A 21,673-nucleotide genomic window follows, 5' to 3' on the forward strand; every position below is an offset into this window, starting at 1 on the left:
TGTCGTCAGCGCAGCGCGTCAATCTCGACGGCGGTCAGGCCCGCCTCGCGCAGGAACCCGCCGACATCCCCGTATTCCTTGGCGAATCCTGCCAGGAAATGCCGCATCGCAGCTTCAGGGCTCTGCAGGATCATCAGGTCGGGGCTGAAATACTCCGCCGGCGTGGACGGGACGCTGAGGCGCCATGTCTCGGCCATGATCTTCAGGACATCCGGCAGGTTGGTAGTGGTTGCCGCGTAGTCCGCGACCACCTCGTCTTCCGTCCCTCCGGCGGCAAGGAGCCCAATCGCGGACACCACGCCGGTCCTGTCCTTGCCCAGCGAGCAGTGCACCAACGTTCGTTTGCCCTGCACCACAGGCCGCAGGGCCTCAGCAACCCAGCCGGGTCGAAGCCGGATCCAGCCCAAATACAGCTCGCCCAGGTCCTCGGCAGTTTGCACGGACTGGAGCGAACCGGCTACGGCGTTCGGGTCCAGCGGGTTGTTGATGAGTTCGACGGCGCGCGGGGCCGACGCGGACGGCGCGCGGCCGCCGTCGTGATTCACGTCGTCCGGAACCATCCACGGAACGAGAGACCGCTCCAGATCGCTGCGCAGGTCCACGATGGCCTGGATGCCGTGCTCCGACAGGAAAGCTGACGTCGCAGCGGCATCCAAGCCGAACGGCTGGCTCCCCCGAAGGATCCGTCCCCCGGCTAGGGGACGCAGATTGAGCACAGCCATGGTTGTCCTTCTTAGATCTGGCTCTTGAGGTCGGCCACGGAATTGAGGATCTGGTTCGGCCGGAACGGGAAGGAAACAATCTCTTCGCGCTGCGTGATGCCGCTGAGCACCAGGACCGTGTGCAGGCCTGCTTCCATGCCCGCAATGATGTCCGTGTCCATGCGGTCGCCGATCATGGCCGTGGTCTCGGAGTGGGCGTCGATCCTGTTCATGGCCGAGCGGAACATCATGGGGTTGGGCTTTCCCACAACATACGGTTCGCGGCCGGTGGCCTTGGTGATCATGGCTGCGATGGCGCCGGTCGCGGGCATGGGGCCGTCCTTGGAGGGGCCGGTGGCGTCCGGGTTGGTGGCGATGAAGCGGGCGCCGGCCAGGATGTGCCGGACGGCCATGGTGATCGCCTCGAAGGAGTAGGTGCGGGTCTCGCCGAGGACCACGAAATCGGGTTCGGTATCCGTGAGGATGAACCCGGCCTCGTGGAGGGCCGTTGTGAGTCCGGCCTCGCCAATTGTGTAGGCGCGGTTGCCCGAGTCCGAGGACTGGACCTGGTCCTTGAGGAACTGGGCCGTGGCCAGCGCCGAGGTCCAGATATTCTCCTCCGGAACTTCCAGTCCGGACGCCCGGAGACGGGCAGCCAGGTCCCGGGGAGTGAAGATGGAGTTGTTGGTCAGCACCAGGAAGCGCTTGGACGTATCCACCCAGCGCTGGATGAGCTCCGCTGCGCCGGGGATCGCCTGGTTTTCATGCACCAGGACACCGTCCATGTCCGTGAGCCAGCATTCGATCTCATGGCCGTTGCGGTAAACCGATGTGGACGTCTGGGGCGTGGATTCTTCTGCCATATTTACCTCCGGCTGGGGTTGTTCATGCACTGCGTCCCAGTCTTTCATTATTCGGGCGCGGGGACATCCTGGAATTGGGCTTATGTGGGTAGTTCTGCCCATGCGCGATGGCGGCTTTGACTTGTGCTGGCCTCGGTGACCTGAACTACGCTTGTGGCTGCGCGGGCCGGGTAATGCATTGGGCCGGGCAACGCCGTGGGTCGGGGGATCGGCACGGTGTGTTTTCAAATCGTCGCGCTTGCGCAGGTCCCTCGTTCCGGATAGACCACCGGTTGCGTCCGCAAGATGCTCCGGTGCCCACAGCATGTGAAAGGGCCTTGCTATGAGCAACAACAACGGCACACCCCAGCCTCCCTACAATCCGGACGGCGTGCCGCAGCCGCGCTATGACACGGGCAAGGACCAATACAGGCAGTACCAGCCGGGTCAGACGCAGCCCATGTACCAGCCCGAAGCGCAGCAGGGCCAGCCGCAGGACGCGCCAACGCAGGCCTTCCCCACGCAGCAAAATCCGACCCAGGCCTTTCCCACTCAGCCCGGCCAGCCCTTCAACAACCCCGACGGCCAGTACGCCGAGACCGTGCACCGCTACCCGCAGGCGGAACCGAATCAGCCCGGCTACCCCAGCCAGCCCGGCTACCCCGCCGGGCCAGGCTACCCAGGCCAGCCCACCGGACCGGGCCACAACCCCGGCGACCACAACAAAAAGTCCCTCTTCTTCATCCTGGGTGGAGTCGCCGTCGTCGTAATTATTGCGCTGGTGGTGGCCTTCACGTGGCTGATTCCGTCGATGACCAAACCAACAGCGGTGGAGTCGCCGTCGGTGACGTCCTCGGATAAGGCGTCCGACGCCGCTGCCGAACCGTCCGCTGAGGGGGAGCCCTCCCCTGACGACGTGCCGCCCACGGATCTGCCCGCCGGGGTAATCCCGCTGCCGGCAACATGGGAAGAGCTCGCCGGCCCGAGCAACGTCCCGGCCGACGGCGACCCCTTGTTCAGCAAGTGGGTCACGGGTGAATCGTCCTTCCAGTACTTGGCCGAGTGGACCCACGACGAGTCGTTCGGCATCACCAAGGACCCCAGTACCGGTGAAGAAATCCAGAAGCGGGCCCAGGGCACAGTGGAGACCGACGGAGACGGCATCGCGCTCGCCTACGCGTTCTTCGCTGAGTCGGAGGAAGGCAAGTTCGGCAAGGACCCGGCCGAAATCAGGAAGGCGCTGGCGGACATCGAGGCCCGTTACAAGGGCATGACGGCCACTGAACTGCCGCAGAACCTGGTGGGCCACAAGTGCGCGTCAGACTTCAAGACCACCATGCCGGAGATCCGTGAGTTCCGTCGCGGAGAGGCCGTGGTCATTGGCTTCACTTGCACCAACGCCCGTGGCGAAGCCATCCAGGCCGTGAACCTGTTCTCGGTGACGCCCTGGGGAACCCCGCAGATGCTCGGCGTCAGTGGGCACAAGGAATATTGGGATGCGCACCCGGGCCTCTTCGAGCAGCTGGGCAACTCGTACCGCATCAACAAGTGGAAGATGGGCTAAGCCATCCTTTGGGCCGGGCGGGCAGGGCTAAAGTTGAGGGGTGACTGACCTTCCCCCCAACACAGCCCTGCCCACCCCTGCCGAAACACCCGGGGAGACCACAGCAGAAGGCGAGGTAGAGGCGAAGGCGGAGGTCGGCGTCGGCCCCTGGGAAGGCGAGTGGCCGGAAGGCGGGCACTGGGACCCGGACCTGTTGAGGGATGGTGACCGCCGCAACGTGGTGGACCAGTACCGGTACTGGAAGCACGAGGCCATCGTCGCCGACCTGGACTCCAAGCGGCACGAATTCCACATCGCCATCGAAAACTGGCAGCACGACCTCAACATCGGCACGGTGGTTCGCACCGCGAACGCCTTCCTCGCCAAGGAGGTCCACATCATAGGACGACGGCGGTGGAACCGGCGCGGGGCCATGGTCACCGACCGCTACCAGCACGTCCGCCACCACCCCACCGTTGAGGACTTCGTCCAGTGGGCGGAGGGGGAGGGGCTGGCTGTGATCGGCATCGACATCTTCCCGGATTCCGTGCCGCTGGAGACATACGATCTCCCGGAAAAGTGCGTCCTGGTGTTCGGCCAGGAGGGTCCCGGCCTCACGCCGGAGGTGCACGAGGCCGCCGTCGCCACGCTGTCCATTGAGCAGTTCGGCTCCACCCGGTCCATGAACGCGGCATCGGCTGCGGCGATCGCGATGCACGCGTGGGTGCGCCGGCACGTGTTCAAGCAGCCGGTGTAGATCCCGCCCGCTGAGCTGGCAAATGCCAACCGGCGGAAGTGTTAAGGCCCCCAGTGACCGGAAACACGGCGTCCGGGCGGATATCGCTAGGATGGGTGCTAGCCGTAAGCGGTCTACTCCAGGGTTACCAACCCACAGACGAATTCAGCATAGGAGTCACCATGCCCATTGCAACCCCAGAGATTTACTCCGAGATGATCGACCGCGCAAAGGCTGGCGGATTCGCTTTCCCCGCGGTCAACGTGACGTCGTCGCAGACTCTGAACGCTGCGATCCGCGGTTTCGCCGAGGCCGAATCCGACGGCATCATCCAGGTTTCCACCGGTGGCGCAGCCTACTGGTCCGGCGCTTCGGTCAAGGACATGGTGGCCGGTTCCCTCGGCTTCGCCGCGTTCGCCCGCGAAGTTGCCAAGAACTACAACGTCAACATCGCCCTGCACACGGACCACTGCCCGCAGGACAAGCTGGCCGATTTCGTTCTTCCGCTGCTCGCCGCTTCCGAGGAAGCCGTCAAGGCCGGCAAGGACCCGATCTTCAACTCGCACATGTGGGACGGCTCGCACGAGACCCTGGAAGACAACCTGCGCATCGGTCGCGAGTTGCTGCAGCGCGCCGCGGCCGCCAAGATCATCCTCGAAGTTGAAATCGGCACCGTTGGTGGCGAAGAAGACGGTGTTGAGAATGAGATCAACGAGAAGCTCTACACCACCACCGAAGACGCACTGGCCACCATCGAGGCCCTGGGTGCAGGCGAAAACGGCCGCTACCTCACCGCCCTCACCTTCGGCAACGTGCACGGCGTCTACAAGCCGGGCAACGTGAAGCTCCGCCCCGAACTGCTCAAGCAGATCCAGGCTGAGGTCGGCGCCAAGATCGGCAAGGAAAACCCGTTCGACCTCGTCTTCCACGGCGGCTCGGGCTCCACGGAGCAGGAAATTGCCGACGCAGTTTCCTACGGCGTCATCAAGATGAATATCGACACCGACACCCAGTACGCGTTCACCCGCCCGGTTGCCGGCCACATGTTCTCCAACTACGACGGCGTCCTGAAGGTCGACGGCGAAATGGGCAACAAGAAGACCTACGACCCCCGCGTCTGGGGCGCTTCGGCAGAGGCCGGCATGGCTGCGCGCATCGTCGAGGCAGCCCAGCAGCTCGGATCGGTTGGCAAGACGTTCTGATGTCCGACGAATTCCGGAAGAACCTGATGGGGCCGGAGCCCACGCTCCTGCCGGCCGAAAACGAGATCTACCAGCACCTGGCCCTGGGCAAGGAAGCATTGGACCTCGTGGCGCAGAACCCCACGTCGTCACTGCTGTGGGCCATCCTCGCCGAGGAAGCCTGGGCCGAAGGCCGGACCATCGAGTCCTACGCCTACGCCCGCGTCGGCTACCACCGCGGCCTGGACAACCTGCGACGCAATGGTTGGCGCGGCGTCGGGCCCATCCCGTGGGAACACGAGCCCAACCAGGGCTTCCTGCGTGCGCTCTATGCACTGGGCCGGGCCGCATCGGCGATCGGCGAAGCTGACGAACCGGAGCGGATCGAGAAGTTCCTGAACGACTCGGACCCCAAGGCCAAGGCAGCGATCGAAGCCCGCTAGGATGTACCGAAGAACAAACGACGGCGGCCCTCACCAAAAAGGTGAGGGCCGCCGTCGTCGTTAACCCGCCCAAGTAGGGGACAGCACGTGCTCCAATGACGCGTTCAGTGGAGCGTTTGCTGTCCCCCGGTTGGGTCAGGACTTGCGGGGGATACCCGTGCGGGCCATGGCTTCGGCGTAGGCGCCGTGGATGGCGTCCAGGTACTCCTGCTGGCGTTCCGGAGTTCCGGCGAAGGAACGGCCGCCGAGCGAGCGGACCTTGAACGTCTTGAAACCGCGGCGTGCGATGCTGGCCGGAGCTGCCTTCATGAGCTGGTCGGCCAAGCGGTGTGCCTCGTTGCCGTGGGCTACCAGGGCGGAGGTGCGCGGCAGGAGCTGCAGGAGGCGCAGCAGCGGCTTGAGGCCCTCGGTGATGTTGGCCGGGGTGAGCTTGCCCGGTTCCTCGTTCGGCTCGATCCACGGGTACGCGTTCCACGGCATCACGAGCTCCGGGCGCAGGCCCAGCTGCCACTGCATTCCGAGCATGCGGGTGCTGGCTTCTTCGTCGCCCGGGGTGATGAAGCCCTCACCGGACGTGGTGCGCTGGTTGGAGAAAAGGCTGACGATTCGGCAGTCATCCATGCTGTGGGCGGGGTCGATGTAGAGGACCTCGCTGCCCGGCTTCTGTTCCTTGATGGAGTCGCACAGCTCGTTGACCTCAGCGATGTGCGGTTCGTAGCGGCGGTTCCAGAGGGTTTGTTCGGGTGATTCAGTCGCCAGTTCTTGCATCAGGGGTTAGGTCTCCTAGGTGTTACAGCGCACCGGATGGCAGGGGCCGCGGGCATGCCGCAGCGAAACCTGGAAGGGTGCTGTTGGGGGCTAACTAACCTTACCGGACTCGGTGCCTCTCCCGGGCCCGTCCCGGCGCGCCACCGAATGCGACACGGCGTGTTGCGCGGGAAACGTGGCGGGCGTCTCCGCGGAGCTGCCGCCCCAGTTCCCAAAAGCAGCTCTCGACGCCGGTACATCCTTTCGGGCAGGATGCCCGGTATGGAGAAACAAGAGTCGCCCGCTGCCGCCGTTTCCGCTTTCGAGGAACTGGGTGCCGAGCTGGCCCCGGCCGGAGTGGTCATGGGGAAGATGTTCGGCGCCAGCTCGCTCATGCTGGGCAAGAAAACGCTGGCCTGCCTGAACGGTGACAAGGTGACGTTCAAACTGGGCAAGGAGACCGCCGAACATGCGCGTGCCTTGGCTCTTCCAGGAGCTGCCCTCTTTGATCCTTCCGGGATGAACCGCCCCTTCAAGGACTGGGTGGAGGTGCCCTTCAGCTCGCACACTCAATGGCCCGCCTTCGCTGAAGCCGCCCTGGATTTCGTGGCCGGCAGTTAAGCTGCCCAAGGTGCTCCGCGCCGGCGTCGAACCCCCGCATTAACCCTAAAGTGCACCTTCTCCGGGTGCCGCTTTTTCTGCCCGGATAATGACGGTGAAACTACTGGTTTCGGGGGAAACCGTTAGGCCTCCCCACCAGCTCAGCATCGTCAACCGTGGGGGTTAGATAATGGTCTCAAAGATGTCATCCAATAAGGCTACGAAGGTCCGCGCGCTTCTTGCGGGCGGGCTCGTCCTGGGTGTGGGAGCCGCGTTCACGCTGGCCGCCTGGACGGACAACGAGTGGGTCTTCGGCAATTCCGGTGGGGATAACGGGCCGGGAACGCTGAGCTACCACATGGAGCAAAACACTTTCAGCAACACCAACGGCACCGGCGCCGATGCGTGGAGCGACAAGCCAAACATCCCCACGGTGCCGAGTTCGGCCACTGATGGCGCGCTGACGTTCGGCGCCATCTCCGCAGCCCTGAAGCCCGGCGATACGGCCTACGCTCCCATGCAGCTCCGCGCAGCCGCTGGCTCGGAAGCGCTCACGGCCACCCTGGCTGAGGCTGTGAAGCTCGGCGGAAACGGAGTGGACACTGCCACCAACTCCCTGGCTCTCTACAATGCCTTGACCTACCGTGCGGTTCAGGGAGTCACCCCGGCAAACTGCGCGGCCGGTACTCTCACCGGCGGCACTGACGTGGTGGGTTCCGCGGGAGCCAGCGTTCCGCTGACTACCGTTTCCGCCACTCCCATCTCGCTGCCGAAGGGTGCTGACGCAGCAACAGCGGGTGCCGCGGTGAACCTCTGCTTCGCCATCACCCTCCCGGCTTCGGTGACCGACGTGACGTTGCAGGGAAAGCAGACGGTTCCGCTGTGGAGGTTCACGAGCATCGTTGGCTCGTAAGACTGCTCTGTGCCAGAGCCGTTGACCCGGACCAGAAGCTCGTCCCCATTGCCCCCTTCGGCCCCTGCCTTAGGAGGGGCGGGCTTCTGGGCCGTCCTGTCCCGCATCTTCAAGGTTTCCCGTGAGATTGCCCTGACGTTGGTGGCCGTGCTCGGGCTGGCGTGCATCCTGGCGCTGGTCCTTGGATTCGCTTACAAGGCCTCGTTCGTCGTCTTCAGGACCGGGTCCATGGAGCCCCGCTATCCGGTGGGAGCCCTGTCCCTCACGGTGCAGGTGCCGGCCGCGGAGCTGGCCCCGGGCGACGTCGTTTCCGTGAAGCGGCCGGAGTCCGGCGTTCTTGTCACGCACCGCGTGGTGTCCGTGGAGCCCTCTGGAACTGGTGCTTCCCTGCGGCTCAAGGGGGATGCGAACAGTTCCGAGGACCCGCTGCCGTACCAGGTGGAGACCGGCCAAAAGGTCCTTGCGACCGTCCCCGCGGTGGGTTCCTGGGTGATGGCGATGCGGGGCCCCGGTTTCATCGGCGCCGCAACGTTGGCGGTTGCCGGGCTGGTGGTGTGGGCTTACTGGCCAAAACGGGTTGCCCGTCACAAAGGTGTGGTGTCAACAGGGAGGTGAAGGAACGGTGAAGCAGTGGATCAGGGTGGTGAGGACCGCGGCGGCGGTCTGTGTCGCCGCCGTCGTCAGTGTCCTGAGCTGCGCCGTTCCCGCCCAAGCTGCCGACCAGCTTATCCCCGTTCCCGAGAATGGGACCCCCGGGCTGCTGTGGCTCTCCTCTTCCGTGTACCCGCTGGCGTTCCCGCAACTCGCGCCGGGTGATTCGTTCGTGTGGCAGATTGGGTTGTCGTTGGAAAAACCTGAAGCCACGTCCTCGCTCCAACTCACGGCCACGGGCACCTTGGCGGCCGCCAACGGCTATGCGATCGCCGTGGATGAATGCCCCACGCCTTGGCAGGGCGACAGCGGGCTGAACCAGCGTTTGGAATGCCCGGCTGGTTCAACGCCCCGGGTCCCCACCACCCGCCTCGGCGATTGGGACCAGGCCCTCCGCATCCCGCTCAGCAACCTCCGCGCCGGGACGTCACCGTACCTCCGCTTCACCCTTGCCGGGCCCGCCGGCGACGCTCCTCCGGAGGGCGCGACGCTCACCTTGGGCATCGGGATCAGCGCCATGGGGGACGACGACGGCGCCAGCGCACCTTCACAGCCTCCGGTGGCCGGTGGCGGAAGCAAGGAGCCCCTCGGAAACACTGGAGCATCGTCCCTTCCGGCACTGTTCGCCGGTGGTGCCCTGCTCCTCCTGGGAACAGCCGTGTTGGCGCTGGTGAAGCGGCCCCGCGAAACCACGGAGCAGAGCACATGACGCCCCGGCACGCCCTGGACAATCCCCGGCGCCGGTCCGTCCGCGGAGCCTTCCTCAAACGGCCACGCCGGTCCATGTTTGTAGCCGCAATCGCCGCCATCGCTGTGGCCGCGACAACCAGCATCACCACAGCCGCGTGGACAGACAACGAATGGGTGCGCAGCGCCGTAGGAGTGAGTTCGCCCGGCGACTGCACAACCAACTCAATGTTCACCAACCAGGCCTGGTCCCGGCAGCTGCATGGGACCGTGCTGAACACCAACCTGGATTCTGTGGCCGGCGTCCAGGGGCTGACTGTGGTCAACAACGGAACCACCGCCACGCCCACGCCTTTGTCTGCCGTCCTGGTGCCAGGAACAACGGATGCCTACGTCACCAAGATCCCGGTGACGGCATTGGGCAGCAGCCCGGTAAATGTTGGGCTGGGGCTCGGGGCTCCGGTGGGCGGCCTCGGTACTTACACGCAGTGGGCGCGCTCGCAGAAGAGCGGGCAGGCGCACGGAGCCTCTGGTCTCGTGTCCGACCAGACCGGCGCCGTCGACGTTGCCGGTACCTCGCAAGGAGCGGCCACCGCGCCTAAATCAGCCAGTATTTCCTTGGGCAATATCGTTCCGGCCTCACTGTCCGGGGTGACCCTGGACGTTGGCGCGCTTGCTTCGTCGTCGGCGGTTGATTCCTGTGTCATGACCAACGGGTGGCCGATGTTGAACTCCACTCCCACGGTGCAACGCCAATACGGGATAGCCGGACTGGACCTCACTGCGGCGATTCCCGCCGTCGGGACCTTGTCCACGCAAGGGGCGTCCCTGGTGGGTGCTGTCCCGACGCAGCTGAATGCACTACTGGGCACTGGCGGGCTGACGACGGGGATCTCCGATGGTATTTCTGCCCTCATCAATCCTTTGTTGGGGTCGCTGTCACTTGGGTCCATCAGCACTACGGCAACGCTGTCCGCCCCTAATCTGAGCGGCGTCACCGCGATGATGACCGAGTCCATGACCGATGGCATCGTCACCGTCAACCTTGGGAACGGGACGGTCAAGGTCGACATCGCATCCCTGACGGGAAGCACAACCACCGGACTGAATGGCATGGAGCCCAATCATGCGGTGGTTCTGGACGCCGCCATGACAACGGCCGTTACCAGCAGGGTGACTGCGCTGCTGGATGCATGGAAGAACCGCGTACTGGCTGCGCTGACCACCGCGTTGCGTGCCATCACCCTGAACGCCACCACCAACATCACCCTGAAACTGGCCGGCGTCAACGCGGCCACCATCGCCGTCAAGATGGGCTCGGCCACCGGCGCCACCACAGGCATATCTCTGGGCGACTTCCTTGATGGCACCGCCGTGGCGCCCCAGGTGACCGCCAACGTCATCGGCCTTGACCTTGGAGGTGTGGTTGCGGCCTTGCTGGGGCCCATCACCACGGCCCTGATCGCCGGCAGCAACAACGTGGTGAAGAACGTGCTCAACGCCACCATTTTCAACGCCGGCCTCATCCCCAACCTGGGCGCCAGCCTGCAGTCACTCATCACCCCGGTGATCAACGCCGTCGGGCCTGTCCTCACAGCAGTCCGCACCCTGGTGGCCATCAACGTCAACGTCCAACCCGATCAAAGCTGGCCCGGTACCAAGCCGGCGGATGTGACGGCCGCAGCGGGTGAATACAAAGTTTCCGCGATCCGCGTGGGGCTCGCGGACAGCGCCGGCCTGCTGAGCCTGTCCCTGGGCAGTTCGTCGGCGGGTCCTTCCGCCCTGAAGGTTCCTTGACTTCTTCATAACTGCACCCCAACGGCGGCCAAACACCAGAGAAACCGTTGCCATCGGCTAAACTTGGCTGGTAAGAGCCCCGAAACTCTTGCGTACGCCTTGCCTTCGGGTGGGCTGCACCAGTAAGCATCGGGGCGTTCTCATGTACGGCGCCCGGCCACACCGGCTTGGCCCGAAAAGAATGGGGGAGGATCCCATGCCCGCTATCGTGATCGTCGGAGCCCAGTGGGGCGACGAAGGCAAAGGCAAAGCAACCGATCTGCTCGGTGGCCGCGTTGACTACGTGGTCAAGCCCAACGGCGGTAACAACGCCGGGCACACCGTGGTTGTTGGCGGTGAGAAGTATGAGCTGAAGCTCCTTCCCGCGGGCATCCTGAGCCCAAACGCAATTCCCATTATTGGCAACGGCTGCGTAGTGAACCTCGAGGCCCTGTTCCAGGAAATCGACGGCCTGGAAGCCCGCGGCGCGGACACCTCCCGCCTGCGTGTTTCCGCCAACGCCCACCTTGTCGCTCCGTACCACCAGGTTCTGGACAAGGTCACCGAACGCTTCCTCGGCAGCCGGGCCATCGGCACCACCGGCCGCGGCATCGGCCCGGCCTACATGGACAAGGTGGCCCGCCTGGGCATCCGCGTCCAGGACGTTTTCGACGAGTCGATCCTCCGCCAGAAGGTGGAAGGCTCGCTGCGCCAGAAGAACGAACTCCTGGTCAAGGTCTACAACCGCCGCGACATCATCGCTGACGAGATCGTGGAGTACTTCCTGTCCTTCGCCGAGCGGCTGCGTCCGCTGGTCATCGACAGCACTCTTGTCCTCAACAACGCCCTGGACGAGGGCAAGGTTGTGCTCATGGAAGGCGGCCAGGCAACCTTCCTGGATGTGGACCACGGCACCTACCCGTTCGTGACCTCCTCCAACCCGACCGCCGGCGGCGCTTCCGTTGGTTCGGGCATCGGGCCCACCCGCATCTCCCGCTCCATCGGCATCATCAAGGCGTACACCACCCGCGTCGGCGCCGGACCGTTCCCCACGGAACTGTTCGACGACATGGGCGTGTACCTTCAGAAGACCGGTGGCGAGTTCGGCGTGAACACCGGCCGTCCCCGCCGCTGCGGTTGGTACGACGCCGTCCTGGCCCGCCACGCCTCGCGCGTCAACGGCTTCACGGACTACTTCGTCACCAAGCTGGACGTCCTCACCGGCATCGAGCAGATCCCCGTCTGCGTTGCCTACGACGTTGACGGCGTCCGCCACGACGAAATGCCCATGACCCAGACCGAGTTCCACCACGCAGTACCGATCTTCGAGTACTTCGACGGCTGGACCGAGGACATTACCAGCGCCCGCACCCTGGAAGACCTCCCCGAGAACGCCCGCAACTACGTGTTGGCCCTCGAGAAGCTCTCCGGCACGCGCTTCTCGGCGATCGGCGTCGGCCCGGACCGCGACCAGACGATCGTGGTTCACGACCTCATCAACGACTAAGCCCTGCCGCCGCGGCTGGCTGAATTAACGACGACGGCGGGCCGTCTCTTAAGCTTTCCGGAACCCTGGGTTCCCGGGAACCTTAGGGGCGGCCCGCCGTCGTTGTTTTAACGCCCTCACATAGCCCTCATCACATTCCATGGACAGGTTGCTGATGAGAGGAGCATAATAGTTAGCGGAGCTAATTAGCACTGCTAACTATTAGGCCAACCTCAGGAGGCGCCTCCCAGTGACCGAAGCCAGCGTGGCAGCAAGCCCAGCATCCGATCCCGGAATCCAACCGGACATTCTCGCCATAGACCTGCGAACGGCCGTGATGCGCACATCCCGCAGGCTTCGCATAGAAGCGACCGGCGATGTCATCACTCCGGGTCAATACACCGTGTTGGCCCACTTGAACGCCGGGCCGCAGTCACTCCGGGAGCTGGCCGATCGCGAGCACGTTCAGGCACCCTCGATGACCCGGATCGTGAATGCGCTGACCGAGCAGGGCTTCGTCTCGCGGCAGGCGAACCCCGCAGACGGGCGACAGGTCCAGATCAGCATCACGGACCCGGGCCGGGAAGTCCTGGCCGAAGCGCGAAGCCAGCGGACCGCGTGGTTGGCACAGCGTGTTGCGGGGCTGAGCGATGAGGACCGGCTGACCCTCAGCCGCGCCGCCCGCATCATGCAGGAGATGAGCGCCAAGTGAGCGCCATGTTCCGGGCCCTTGAAAGTCCCAATTACCGCCTTTGGGCCGGCGGTGCCCTGGTCTCCAACATCGGTACCTGGATGCAGCGGGTTGCCCAGGACTGGCTGGTGTTGACCGTCCTTACCAATCACTCCGGAACGGCCGTAGGTGTTACAACGGCTTTGCAGTTCCTACCCATGCTGCTGTTCGGCCCCTACGCAGGGGTGCTGGCCGACCGCTACCGCAAACGCGTAATCCTTTTCTGGACCCAGGCGGCAATGGGGATCTGCGGCCTGGTAGTCGGACTCCTGGTGGTGACCGGGGTTGCCCAGCTGTGGCACGTCTACATTGCCGCAGTTGCCCTGGGCCTCGCGGCGGCCATGGATGCACCGGCCCGACAAGCCTTCGTCTCGGAACTGGTAGGCCCGGACAAGCTCGCCAATGCCGTGGCGCTGAACTCGGCGTCGTTCAACAGCGCGCGGCTCACCGGCCCTGCTATCGCGGGCGTGCTCATTGCGTGGATCGGCACCGGGCCGGTGTTCCTCCTCAATGCCGCGAGCTTCGTCGCGGTCATCATTTCGCTGATGCGCGTCAAGACCTCCGACCTGGAGCCGGCGACGCCAGTGGCGCGCGGCAAGCACCAGTTCCTGGACGGACTCGGCTACGTCAGGCAACGGCCGGACCTGGTGCTCATCATGGCCATGGTGGGGTTGCTCGGAGCGTTCGGCATGAACTTCCCGGTCACCAATTCGTTGATGGCCACGGCGGAGTTCGGGATGGGGCCTGAAGAGTTCGGCCTCCTGGGTTCCATCATGGCCATCGGAACCCTTGCCGGGGCCTTGCTCGCCGCCCGCCGCTCCGGCCCGCGCCTGCGGTTCCTGCTCGGTGGCGCCCTGAGCCTGGGTGCCTTCACCTTGCTGGCAAGCATTGCGCCGAACTTCTGGATCTACGCCGCCGCGCTGATTCCCGTTGGCCTTGCCTCCATTACCTTCCTCAACAGCTGCAACACCACCATCCAGCTCTCTGTCGAGCCCCAGTTCCGTGGCCGGGTCCTGGCGCTGTACCTTGCCATCCTGCAGGGTGGCACCGCCATTGGTTCTCCCCTCATGGGGTGGATCGGTACGGAGTTCGGGGCGCGTTGGGCGGTTGCAGGGGGCGGGGCGGTGGTCCTGGTGACCGGCGTCGCATGCGTCATCATGGTGAGCCGGCGCGGCAAGAAAACGCTCCACCAGCATGTGCGCAGTGTATGGCGCCGCCGGAAGTCGGCTCCGGCTTCATAGGGCAGTATGGCTGTCGGCTTAGTCCCTCGACCGTCATGGGCCGCCCGCCCATGCTGCCTACCTGGAGCCCGAACGCTTTGTCGGAACTTTAGCCTTTCCCCTCGCCCGTCCCGAAGTAGGCCGCGAGTACGTCGCTGAGAAGCTCGTCAGGAACTGCGTGGCCTTGGCCTGCGAGAACGCGCGATTCCCCGTGCGGTGCGTGGTCGGCGACTGCCGTGATGACATCGGGAGCCCACGGGCTGTTGGCGCCGGCGATGGCCAGCAAGTGGGTCTTGATACGGGCAAGTTGCTCTTCCGGGACCTTCCCGTCGTTGCACAGCCTCACATCAATGGGCAGGGTGTGGGCCAGGGCTTCGAGGTGCCCCCAGTAGGGTCCTTGCTTCATTCCCTGGATCGCCTGTTCAGGCGTTCCCACGATGCCAAGAAAAAGCTCGACTGCTCCTGAGCGATCGCCCGCGGCAACCAAAGCTGAGAGTTGCTCGGCCACGTCAGCGCTGGGTCCGGGAGTGAAGGGCGGCTCGTAGACTGCAATTTTGCGGAATTGGACCCCATCGGCAGCGGCGGCGATGGCGAGGGCGCCGCCGGATGAATCTCCGAAGATGAACGGTTCTTCGCCGATCCGGGCTACGACGGCTGCGAGATCCTCGATTTCCCGCTGAACGGAGATCTCTCCCAGGGGTCCGCTGTCGCCCCGGCCGCGGCGATCGTACTCATAGACAGTGAACCGATCCGCCAGCAGCGCGGCAAGACCCTTTTTGGACTGCCGATCGCAGAAAGCACCCGCCGCGATGATGAGTGCCGGGCCGGTCCCGGTGGTATCGATTGCCAGGGTGGTGCCGTCGAGTGACGTTGTTGTAATCATTGGTGACCTCCGTGCGCCAAGGAATGGACATAGTCTGCGAGCTTGTCGAGTGTTGTCTTGAACCCGGTTTGGTTCCGGGGCTGCCTGACGATGTCGGGCACGTTCGTTTGGTGGAGATAAAAGAGGGTCTTGCCCTCCGGAAGTGCTGAGAGTGTGATGCGGACGGTCATGCCTGAGTGTTCTTCGTGCCACACCAGGCTCGTAGGTGCTTGGACCTCCAGGAAGACCGAACGTGTCGCGTAGGTCGCGCCCGAGCTGTCGTTCACGATGAGTGTTTCAAATCGCCCGCCGGGGCGCGGATCGATGTGGATCTCTTCCACGGGTGCGCTTGCTCCCAGTGGAGCCCAGAAATGACTGAGGTGCCCTGGTTGTGTCAGGCACGCGAAGACGAGCTCCGGTGGGGCGTCGAAGACCCGCTCAAAGCTCAGTCCTGCTTCGTTGTTCCGGGTGCTACTTTCCATTCCGGCCATCCTCGCCCTCTTGAAGGTTCTTGAGGTGCTCATCCAGTTTGTCGAGGCGCTCGTCCCATACCTTGCGGTGTTCCTGGATCCAGTCATCGACGTCGTCAAGGGCAGCTCTTTCCAAGTGGCATGGCCTGAACTGGGCGCTTCTGCTGCGGGAGATCAGACCGCTCGCCTCAAGGACCTTCAGATGCTTCGATATGGCGGGCAACGACATGGCAAAAGGAGCGGCCAGTTCCGAGACCGTGGCGTCGCCTTTGGCAAGGGTCGACAGGATGGCCCGCCGCGTCGGGTCCGCGAGAGCGGCAAAGGCTGCATCCAGGACCGCGGGTGCGCTGTTCATGGTGCTTAGTTTACTGGATGGTTAATTAACTGGGTAGTTAATCTTTGTAGAATTTCGGCCTAGCCGAGTCACCGTCTCGTGGGAGTTCAGACGACCATGGTCCGTGACTTGATCAGCGACTAAGGTAGTGCTGACGCGGCATCTGCGGCGGACTTGATTTACGACGGCGGAGGACCGCCCAACGTGCTTGGGAACAGTGTTTCCCTGCGCAATTCAGGGTGGGCCGCCGTCGTCGCGTAAATATTGGGGGATCCAATGAACTCAGCTGCCATCGACGGGCTGCTTGCGGCCCTCGAAAGGGTGCCCGATAACGTTCCCTTGCGGATTAACGTCGCGAAGCTTCTGCTGCAGGCCGGGAGGCATTCCGAGGCCATCGACCACTTGAACATAATCCTTGAAGTCGATGCAGCAAACACGGAGACTATCCAGCTTCTGGTTGATGCCTCCGCTGGCCTTTCCTCGGTGACGGGGGCGGGACATGGCATCCCCGAGCCCGGAGAAGCTCCCGGGAAGCAAGCATCGCGGGACTTCGACTGGCATCGCGCTGAACAGGAGCTGGGACAGTCCCTACCCGCGCCCTTCGTCAGCGACGAGAGCCACCCTGGGCCGCCGGCACTGGCAATCGACGGCGACCGAGCCGGCGGAGCGCTGTTCGACGTGGATCGCCCCGCAATTACGCTGGCTGACGTAGGCGGCCTGGAGGAGGTCAAGAAGCGTCTGAATGAGTCGTTCCTTGATCCGATGCGGAACCCCGAGGTGGCTAAGGCCTTTGGCAAGTCACTCCGGGGCGGTCTCCTCCTATATGGGCCGCCAGGCTGTGGTAAGACCTTCATGGCCCGGGCAGTGGCCGGCGAGCTCGGCGCGGCGTTCATGACCGCCACCATGACCGACATCTTTGATAAGTTCATCGGCGAAACCGAGAAGAACCTGCATGAGATTTTCGAAGCTGCCCGGCGTGCCGCACCTGCCGTCCTTTTCCTGGACGAAATTGACGCCGTAGCGACCAAAAGGTCTGCCTTGTCCGGCGGGGCCGCTTGGATGCGGCAAACAGTGAATCAATTGCTGCTTGAGCTCGACTCCATGGATTCCCAAAACGATGGCCTTTTTGTCCTCGCTGCCACCAACCAGCCGTGGGACATCGACAACGCGCTGCTACGTCCTGGTCGGTTGGACCGTATGTTGCTGGTGCTTCCGCCGGACAGGGCTGCACGGGAGGCAATCCTTAAGCACCACTTCTCGTCGCGCCCGATTGCGGGCATAGATGTGCAGAAGATTGCTTCTCGAACGGAGGATTTCTCCGGTGCCGACCTCGAACATGTCGTCACGTCTGCCGCCGAGAAGGCGATGACGGAGTCGCTTCGAAGAGGTTCGGTCCAGGCTATTTCAATGTCCCACGTAAACGAGGCTCTCAAGGAGATCCGGCCCTCGACGCGTCAATGGCTCCAGATGGCCAGGAACGTTGTCGAATTTGGCAACACCAGCGGAGCCTATGACGACTTGGGCCTCTACCTTCGTTTCCGAAAGATGATCTAACGTGGCAGGCGTTGATGTGGTCATTGAACGATCCGAGGCTTTCCTCCTGACCGGTCGAAATGAACGTGCCCTGGCCATGTTGATGGAAGCGACGGCCTCCGCGCCTGATAACGCTGACTTGCACGGTCAGTTGTCGCGCGTGTTTGCTTCGGCCAAGGACTGGAAAGCCGCATTGGAGTCAGCCCAACGCGCGCTGGACCTTGAGCCGGAGGAGCCGTGGTGGTGGTTGCGTCTCAGCGGCGCGCTGGTCGGGAATGGCGATCTGCAAAATGCTGAGGCAGCCATCCGATGGGGCTTGAACATCGCCGGTGGCGAGTGGATTCCAGGGCTCTATATGCTTGGCTGCATTCTCTACGACCAGGCAGGGCCAGAACAGTTGGCTGAAGCTGAGCAATTGTTCGTCAAGGTTGTGGAGCTCTCGCCGGAAAACGCGGACTACCGTTACATGCTCGCGAATGCTTTGATCGCGCGTGAAAAGGGTCTTGCTGCAGAGCAGCAGATCGAAGCAGGACTCGAGATCGATCCGTTCCACACGAACCTGCTCCTCATGCGGGCAACGAACCCGTCTCGGCCGGCTGACGGTCGCGTTGAATCGCTGCTGGGTGTTCTCCAACTCAATCCCAACGAGGCGCGGGCCAGGGCATCCTTGGAAAGCGAATACTTCCGGATCCGGGTACGGCGGCACACTGCGTGGTGGCTTTTGGCCGTCGCTGATGCGGCTCTGCTGTTATGGGTTCCCCAAGTTTTCTACGTGCTTTTGGTGCCTTTTCTTTGGGTGAGTCTCTTTTTCGTAGCCTTGGTCAACAGTGACGCACGAAAAGCTCTGCCCAAGGGCTACGCACGGCGGATGGATCGTAAATATGCTGCCGCAACCTGGACAGGGCGGCTCTCGATAGCCGCGGCGTTGTGCGTTCCAATAGTGGTGCTCGCACTCTATGGCGAGCATGGCAGCGTTGCCGCAAACATCGTAGTGTCCATTCTGCTGGTGGCATCGGCCGTGGTCTATTCCGTTTATCGATGGCTCGTGATCCGGGCACGCCATACTTCGCTGTCACCTGAACGGGAACCTACGGAGTTACGGAATCTACTGGCGGCAGCGGACGGAACCAATGGCGCCTGGTACGTGCTCTTCATTGCGTTCGCCCTTACAAGACTCGGCTTCCATGGGCCCCAGCCGGCGGCCACTGGAGTGTTGCTGCTTACAGCGGGCCTTGGTTCGGCCTGGTGGTGGATTGCGTGGAACATGGTGTTGCCCCCTCACAAGTTGGCCCGTGACACGAATGGCGGCACCCGTAGAGCGTGGCAACTTGCATTGATGACGCTACTGGTCCTGGGAATGATCGTGGCCGGGGTGGTCATCGTCGCAAGCCACGACTTCGTGGTGATTCCTAACTACTCGCGTCCTTAAGCCCCGGGACTAATTCCGCCACCCGTACCGTTACCCCCTGTGGGGCTTGCCCCAGGGAACGAACGTAACGAGCTGACGACGGGGAACGAGACATATGACTACAGAAACTGCCGACGGCGTTGGGTTCCGTTCCAAGCGTGGCCCCATCCTCATTGCCCTGATGCTGTCCACGGGCCTGGTGGCGATCGATTCAACCATCGTTGCAACGGCCGTGCCATCCATCGTTGAGGACATCGGCGGTTTCAGTTCGTTCCCGTGGCTCTTCTCGGCGTACCTGTTGGCGCAGGCCGTGTCGGTCCCCATCTACGCCAAGCTTTCGGACATGCTGGGCCGCAAGCCGCTCATCTTGAGCGGAATTGGCCTGTTCCTGTTGGGATCCATCCTGTGTGGGCTGGCGTGGAGCATGCCTGCGCTTATTGCTTTCCGTGTGCTTCAGGGCCTCGGCGCAGGTGCGGTGCAGCCGGTATCCATCACCATCGCCGGTGACATCTACACCCTTGCCGAACGCGCCAAGGTGCAGGGCTACCTGGCCAGTGTGTGGGCCATTTCCTCCGTGGTGGGGCCAACCCTGGGTGGTGTCTTTGCCTCCTTGGGGATCTGGCGGTGGATCTTCCTGATCAACATTCCGCTGTGCTTCCTGGCTGGTTGGATGCTGGTGCGAACGTTCCACGAAAACGTCGAGCGCGCCAAGCACCGGATCGATTACCTGGGAGCGTCCCTGTTGACGGTCTCCTTGAGCCTGCTGATCCTCGGAGCGCTGGAGGGCGGCCAAGCCTGGGCCTGGAACTCGCCCGTGAGTATTGCTGTCTTCGCAGTGGGTGCATTGTTGTTCGGTGCTTTCGTGCTTGCCGAGCGCAGGGCTGCGGAGCCGATTTTGCCGGCGTGGGTGGTCTCGAGGCGGCTCCTGGCAACCACAGCTTTGATCTCCTTCGGCGTGGGCGCAGTGATGCTGGGCCTGACCTCGTACGTCCCAACGTTCCTTGAAGGAGCGCTGAAGACCTCTCCGATTCTTGCCGGCCTTGCCTTGGCGGCCCTGACCTTGGGCTGGCCGATCAGCGCCTCCCAGGCTGGCCGGTTCTACCTCCGGATCGGGTTCAAGCGGACGGCCTTGATCGGGATCTCCATCTCGGTGGCCGGCGCGGCGGTGCTGGCGTTCACGGCGTCCTCGCCCAACGTCGTCTGGGTGGCGTTGTCTTGCTTCGTTGTGGGTTTGGGCCTGGGGTTGGTTGCCACTCCCAGCCTCATCGCTGCCCAGTCGAGCGTGGAATGGAACGAGCGCGGTGTAGTGACGGGAACCAACCTCTTCGCCCGGTCGATCGGCAGCGCACTGGGCGTGGCGGTTTTCGGCGCGATTGCGAATGCCATCTACGCTGGCGGCCCGAGTGGCGGCGCCGATCCGCAAACCACGGTGAACGCCTCGGGCGCGGTGTTCGTGGCGGTGCTGATCAGCGCCGTGCTCACGGTGGTGGCGGTGATCGCGATGCCTGGTGCGAAGCGAACGGACACCAACACACCAGCTGACGCAAAGGCCACCTCGGGAGCTGTGGAGGACTAGTCTCGAACGCATGGATGAACTGATCACCGGCACTCTGGACAAGCTCTTCGAAGGCACAGTATGGGCCGAAGGGCCGGTCTGGATCCCGGGATCGCAAACGGTTCGCTGGAGCGACATTCCCAACAACCGCATCCTGGAGTTCAGCCCAACCACAGGCGCGACGCGTGAGTACGCCACCGGCGTCGAGTACACCAACGGCCGCACGCTCGACCACGACGGCAGCGTGGTGCAGTGCAGCCACGGCCGCCGACGCGTCGAACGGGATCACGACGGCGATGTCACGCCTATCGTCGACTCGTTCGGTGAGCATCGCCTCAACTCGCCCAACGACGTGGTGGTCGCCGGCGATGGCACGGTGTGGTTCACCGACCCTCCTTATGGCATCCTTCCCGGCACGGTGGAAGGCCACGAGGGAGATCAGGAATACGGTGGCTGCTACGTCTTCCGGTTTGACCCCGCCACCGGGGAGCTGAGGCCGGTGATCACAGACCTGGTCCATCCCAATGGCTTGGCTTTTTCCCCGGACGAATCGCTGCTGTACGTATCGGACACGGCCGGTCCTTCGCATGGCGTCCCGTTGCGGATGGCCGTGTATCCGGTGAAGGACGGTGCGTGCGGCTCCGGAACCACCTTCGTGGAACTCGAGGATGACAGGGCCTCGGACGGTTTCCGCGTAGACGTCGAGGGTCGCTTGTGGACTTCGGCAGGTGCGTCCGTGCGGGTTTACGCGCCCGACGGCGGCCTGCTGGCCGCCGTCGAACTTCCGGAAAGAGTCTCGAATCTTTGTTTCGGCGGCCCCGATGGCCATGACCTCTACATCACTGCCACGTCGTCCTTGTACCGACTGCGGACGGCGACGCGGGACGCCGTGTGGGCGCGCTGACGGGAGCATCCCCGAATTTGTAAGGCTGCTGTGGTTCTGGCCCGTGGTTCGCTACGCTGGATCAAAGGCGTCACCATTGCTACCCAGGGGAGTGAACGTGTCAGGACCCAATCCGGACCCGTACGAGGACAAGATCACAGGACTGGAGCCGGGCGGGGGAGTGCCTCCGGGCGAGACCCCGCCGGGAGAATCATCCACGGCCGGACCGCAGGGCCACGACGAGGGCGGGCCGCGTAAGGGCAGCCAGATTTTGTGGATGTCGGTCATCGGCGTCTTCGTCTTGCTCTCCATGCTCTACTTCATCGGGTACATCGTGGGCTTCTTCGACTAAGGCAGCAGATAGACAGGCAC

The 21,673-nt window shown here is 63.7% G+C and carries 23 protein-coding genes; 17 read left to right on the top strand and 6 right to left on the bottom strand.

Annotated elements, in window-relative coordinates; translation table 11 throughout:
* Nucleotides 1-5 precede the first annotated feature (5 nt).
* Nucleotides 6-722 carry a tyrosine-protein phosphatase gene (locus N5P29_RS02515; protein ID WP_262277113.1) on the bottom strand — a complete coding sequence of 239 codons (717 nt, stop codon included), beginning with the start codon at nucleotides 720-722 and terminating at the stop codon, nucleotides 6-8.
* Nucleotides 723-733: 11 nt separating this feature from the next.
* Nucleotides 734-1,564: an HAD-IIA family hydrolase gene (locus N5P29_RS02520; protein WP_186313622.1), complete on the bottom strand. Its 831-nt coding sequence runs from the start codon at nucleotides 1,562-1,564 to the stop codon at nucleotides 734-736.
* Between the two features lie 322 nt (nucleotides 1,565-1,886).
* Between N5P29_RS02520 and N5P29_RS02525 the strand changes: the two genes are divergently transcribed.
* From N5P29_RS02525 to N5P29_RS02540, 4 genes are all read left to right on the top strand, one after another.
* Nucleotides 1,887-3,107, top strand: coding sequence for a hypothetical protein (locus tag N5P29_RS02525; protein WP_262277114.1), 1,221 nt, complete (start codon nucleotides 1,887-1,889; stop codon nucleotides 3,105-3,107).
* A 40-nt stretch (nucleotides 3,108-3,147) separates the two neighbouring features.
* The gene (locus N5P29_RS02530; RefSeq protein ID WP_262277115.1) at nucleotides 3,148-3,843 is read left to right on the top strand and encodes a TrmH family RNA methyltransferase; all 696 of its coding nucleotides are present in this window, start codon (nucleotides 3,148-3,150) and stop codon (nucleotides 3,841-3,843) included.
* Nucleotides 3,844-4,004: 161 nt separating this feature from the next.
* Nucleotides 4,005-5,024 carry a class II fructose-bisphosphate aldolase gene (gene fbaA, locus N5P29_RS02535; RefSeq protein ID WP_235519837.1) on the top strand — a complete coding sequence of 340 codons (1,020 nt, stop codon included), beginning with the start codon at nucleotides 4,005-4,007 and terminating at the stop codon, nucleotides 5,022-5,024.
* Nucleotides 5,024-5,446, top strand: a complete 423-nt coding sequence (locus N5P29_RS02540) for a DUF3151 domain-containing protein (RefSeq protein WP_144661881.1) — start codon at nucleotides 5,024-5,026, stop codon at nucleotides 5,444-5,446. Before fbaA ends, N5P29_RS02540 begins: the two co-directional genes overlap by 1 nt.
* Before the next feature lie 135 nt (nucleotides 5,447-5,581).
* On the opposite strand, the gene N5P29_RS02545 is transcribed toward N5P29_RS02540, so the two are convergent.
* Nucleotides 5,582-6,214: a uracil-DNA glycosylase family protein gene (locus tag N5P29_RS02545; protein ID WP_262277116.1), complete on the bottom strand. Its 633-nt coding sequence runs from the start codon at nucleotides 6,212-6,214 to the stop codon at nucleotides 5,582-5,584.
* Nucleotides 6,215-6,475: 261 nt separating this feature from the next.
* Between N5P29_RS02545 and N5P29_RS02550 the strand changes: the two genes are divergently transcribed.
* The 8 genes from N5P29_RS02550 (at nucleotide 6,476) to N5P29_RS02585 (ending at nucleotide 14,277) form a co-directional block, all read left to right on the top strand.
* The gene (locus tag N5P29_RS02550) at nucleotides 6,476-6,814 is read left to right on the top strand and encodes a hypothetical protein (RefSeq protein WP_262277117.1); all 339 of its coding nucleotides are present in this window, start codon (nucleotides 6,476-6,478) and stop codon (nucleotides 6,812-6,814) included.
* A 181-nt stretch (nucleotides 6,815-6,995) separates the two neighbouring features.
* Nucleotides 6,996-7,706, top strand: a complete 711-nt coding sequence (locus N5P29_RS02555) for a SipW-dependent-type signal peptide-containing protein (protein WP_260842552.1) — start codon at nucleotides 6,996-6,998, stop codon at nucleotides 7,704-7,706.
* A 48-nt stretch (nucleotides 7,707-7,754) separates the two neighbouring features.
* A complete protein-coding gene (locus tag N5P29_RS02560) occupies nucleotides 7,755-8,321 on the top strand; it encodes a signal peptidase I (RefSeq protein ID WP_262277118.1) in 567 nt (188 codons plus the stop codon).
* Between the two features lie 7 nt (nucleotides 8,322-8,328).
* A complete protein-coding gene (locus N5P29_RS02565) occupies nucleotides 8,329-9,066 on the top strand; it encodes an LPXTG cell wall anchor domain-containing protein (protein WP_262277119.1) in 738 nt (245 codons plus the stop codon).
* Nucleotides 9,063-10,841 (top strand): choice-of-anchor G family protein, encoded by a 1,779-nt coding sequence (locus tag N5P29_RS02570; RefSeq protein WP_262277120.1) that lies wholly within the window; start codon nucleotides 9,063-9,065, stop codon nucleotides 10,839-10,841. Before N5P29_RS02565 ends, N5P29_RS02570 begins: the two co-directional genes overlap by 4 nt.
* Before the next feature lie 196 nt (nucleotides 10,842-11,037).
* Nucleotides 11,038-12,327: an adenylosuccinate synthase gene (locus tag N5P29_RS02575; protein ID WP_262277121.1), complete on the top strand. Its 1,290-nt coding sequence runs from the start codon at nucleotides 11,038-11,040 to the stop codon at nucleotides 12,325-12,327.
* A 316-nt stretch (nucleotides 12,328-12,643) separates the two neighbouring features.
* On the top strand, nucleotides 12,644-13,018 hold the full coding sequence (locus tag N5P29_RS02580; protein WP_262278492.1) for a MarR family transcriptional regulator: 375 nt from the start codon (nucleotides 12,644-12,646) through the stop codon (nucleotides 13,016-13,018).
* Entirely contained in the window at nucleotides 13,015-14,277 is a 1,263-nt protein-coding gene (locus N5P29_RS02585) for an MFS transporter (RefSeq protein ID WP_262277122.1), read from the top strand. The genes N5P29_RS02580 and N5P29_RS02585 overlap by 4 nt, the downstream gene beginning before the upstream one ends.
* An 88-nt stretch (nucleotides 14,278-14,365) precedes the next feature.
* Here the strand turns inward: N5P29_RS02585 and N5P29_RS02590 are convergent, their stop codons facing one another.
* Genes N5P29_RS02590 through N5P29_RS02600 form a run of 3 tightly spaced genes read right to left on the bottom strand, consistent with a single transcriptional unit; the run spans nucleotide 14,366 to nucleotide 15,943 of the window.
* Complete coding sequence (locus tag N5P29_RS02590) at nucleotides 14,366-15,139, bottom strand: alpha/beta fold hydrolase (protein WP_262277123.1); 774 nt, start codon at nucleotides 15,137-15,139, stop codon at nucleotides 14,366-14,368.
* The gene (locus N5P29_RS02595) at nucleotides 15,136-15,600 is read right to left on the bottom strand and encodes an SRPBCC family protein (protein ID WP_262277124.1); all 465 of its coding nucleotides are present in this window, start codon (nucleotides 15,598-15,600) and stop codon (nucleotides 15,136-15,138) included. Before N5P29_RS02595 ends, N5P29_RS02590 begins: the two co-directional genes overlap by 4 nt.
* Nucleotides 15,590-15,943 carry an ArsR/SmtB family transcription factor gene (locus N5P29_RS02600; protein ID WP_262277125.1) on the bottom strand — a complete coding sequence of 118 codons (354 nt, stop codon included), beginning with the start codon at nucleotides 15,941-15,943 and terminating at the stop codon, nucleotides 15,590-15,592. The genes N5P29_RS02595 and N5P29_RS02600 overlap by 11 nt, the downstream gene beginning before the upstream one ends.
* A 255-nt stretch (nucleotides 15,944-16,198) precedes the next feature.
* On the opposite strand from N5P29_RS02600, the gene N5P29_RS02605 reads away from it, so the two are divergent.
* From N5P29_RS02605 to N5P29_RS02625, 5 genes are all read left to right on the top strand, one after another.
* A complete protein-coding gene (locus N5P29_RS02605) occupies nucleotides 16,199-17,476 on the top strand; it encodes a tetratricopeptide repeat protein (protein ID WP_262277126.1) in 1,278 nt (425 codons plus the stop codon).
* 82 nt (nucleotides 17,477-17,558) lie between these two features.
* Nucleotides 17,559-18,884, top strand: coding sequence for a tetratricopeptide repeat protein (locus tag N5P29_RS02610; protein WP_262277127.1), 1,326 nt, complete (start codon nucleotides 17,559-17,561; stop codon nucleotides 18,882-18,884).
* 94 nt (nucleotides 18,885-18,978) lie between these two features.
* Nucleotides 18,979-20,439, top strand: a complete 1,461-nt coding sequence (locus tag N5P29_RS02615) for an MFS transporter (RefSeq protein ID WP_262277128.1) — start codon at nucleotides 18,979-18,981, stop codon at nucleotides 20,437-20,439.
* A 10-nt stretch (nucleotides 20,440-20,449) separates the two neighbouring features.
* A complete protein-coding gene (locus N5P29_RS02620; RefSeq protein ID WP_262277129.1) occupies nucleotides 20,450-21,322 on the top strand; it encodes an SMP-30/gluconolactonase/LRE family protein in 873 nt (290 codons plus the stop codon).
* A 97-nt stretch (nucleotides 21,323-21,419) separates the two neighbouring features.
* Complete coding sequence (locus N5P29_RS02625; RefSeq protein WP_262277130.1) at nucleotides 21,420-21,653, top strand: DUF6480 family protein; 234 nt, start codon at nucleotides 21,420-21,422, stop codon at nucleotides 21,651-21,653.
* The last annotated feature ends 20 nt before the right edge of the window (nucleotides 21,654-21,673 follow it).

The organism is Paenarthrobacter sp. JL.01a (assembly GCF_025452095.1).
Classification (GTDB): Bacteria; Actinomycetota; Actinomycetes; order Actinomycetales; family Micrococcaceae; genus Arthrobacter.

Bases quoted from the DNA above. Each gene is read 5' to 3' on its own strand.
- N5P29_RS02620 (WP_262277129.1), top strand. From the start codon at position 20,450: ATGGATGAACTGATCACCGGCACTCTGGACAAGCTCTTCGAAGGCACA.
- fbaA (WP_235519837.1), top strand. From the start codon at position 4,005: ATGCCCATTGCAACCCCAGAGATTTACTCCGAGATGATCGACCGCGCA.
- N5P29_RS02580 (WP_262278492.1), top strand. From the start codon at position 12,644: ATGCGCACATCCCGCAGGCTTCGCATAGAAGCGACCGGCGATGTCATC.
- N5P29_RS02570 (WP_262277120.1), top strand. From the start codon at position 9,063: ATGACGCCCCGGCACGCCCTGGACAATCCCCGGCGCCGGTCCGTCCGC.
- N5P29_RS02615 (WP_262277128.1), top strand. From the start codon at position 18,979: ATGACTACAGAAACTGCCGACGGCGTTGGGTTCCGTTCCAAGCGTGGC.
- N5P29_RS02555 (WP_260842552.1), top strand. From the start codon at position 6,996: ATGTCATCCAATAAGGCTACGAAGGTCCGCGCGCTTCTTGCGGGCGGG.
- N5P29_RS02550 (WP_262277117.1), top strand. From the start codon at position 6,476: ATGGAGAAACAAGAGTCGCCCGCTGCCGCCGTTTCCGCTTTCGAGGAA.
- N5P29_RS02605 (WP_262277126.1), top strand. From the start codon at position 16,199: ATGAACTCAGCTGCCATCGACGGGCTGCTTGCGGCCCTCGAAAGGGTG.
- N5P29_RS02600 (WP_262277125.1), bottom strand. From the start codon at position 15,943: ATGAACAGCGCACCCGCGGTCCTGGATGCAGCCTTTGCCGCTCTCGCG.
- N5P29_RS02515 (WP_262277113.1), bottom strand. From the start codon at position 722: ATGGCTGTGCTCAATCTGCGTCCCCTAGCCGGGGGACGGATCCTTCGG.
- N5P29_RS02540 (WP_144661881.1), top strand. From the start codon at position 5,024: ATGTCCGACGAATTCCGGAAGAACCTGATGGGGCCGGAGCCCACGCTC.
- N5P29_RS02545 (WP_262277116.1), bottom strand. From the start codon at position 6,214: ATGCAAGAACTGGCGACTGAATCACCCGAACAAACCCTCTGGAACCGC.
- N5P29_RS02575 (WP_262277121.1), top strand. From the start codon at position 11,038: ATGCCCGCTATCGTGATCGTCGGAGCCCAGTGGGGCGACGAAGGCAAA.
- N5P29_RS02520 (WP_186313622.1), bottom strand. From the start codon at position 1,564: ATGGCAGAAGAATCCACGCCCCAGACGTCCACATCGGTTTACCGCAAC.
- N5P29_RS02590 (WP_262277123.1), bottom strand. From the start codon at position 15,139: ATGATTACAACAACGTCACTCGACGGCACCACCCTGGCAATCGATACC.
- N5P29_RS02525 (WP_262277114.1), top strand. From the start codon at position 1,887: ATGAGCAACAACAACGGCACACCCCAGCCTCCCTACAATCCGGACGGC.
- N5P29_RS02610 (WP_262277127.1), top strand. From the start codon at position 17,559: ATGGAAGCGACGGCCTCCGCGCCTGATAACGCTGACTTGCACGGTCAG.
- N5P29_RS02595 (WP_262277124.1), bottom strand. From the start codon at position 15,600: ATGGAAAGTAGCACCCGGAACAACGAAGCAGGACTGAGCTTTGAGCGG.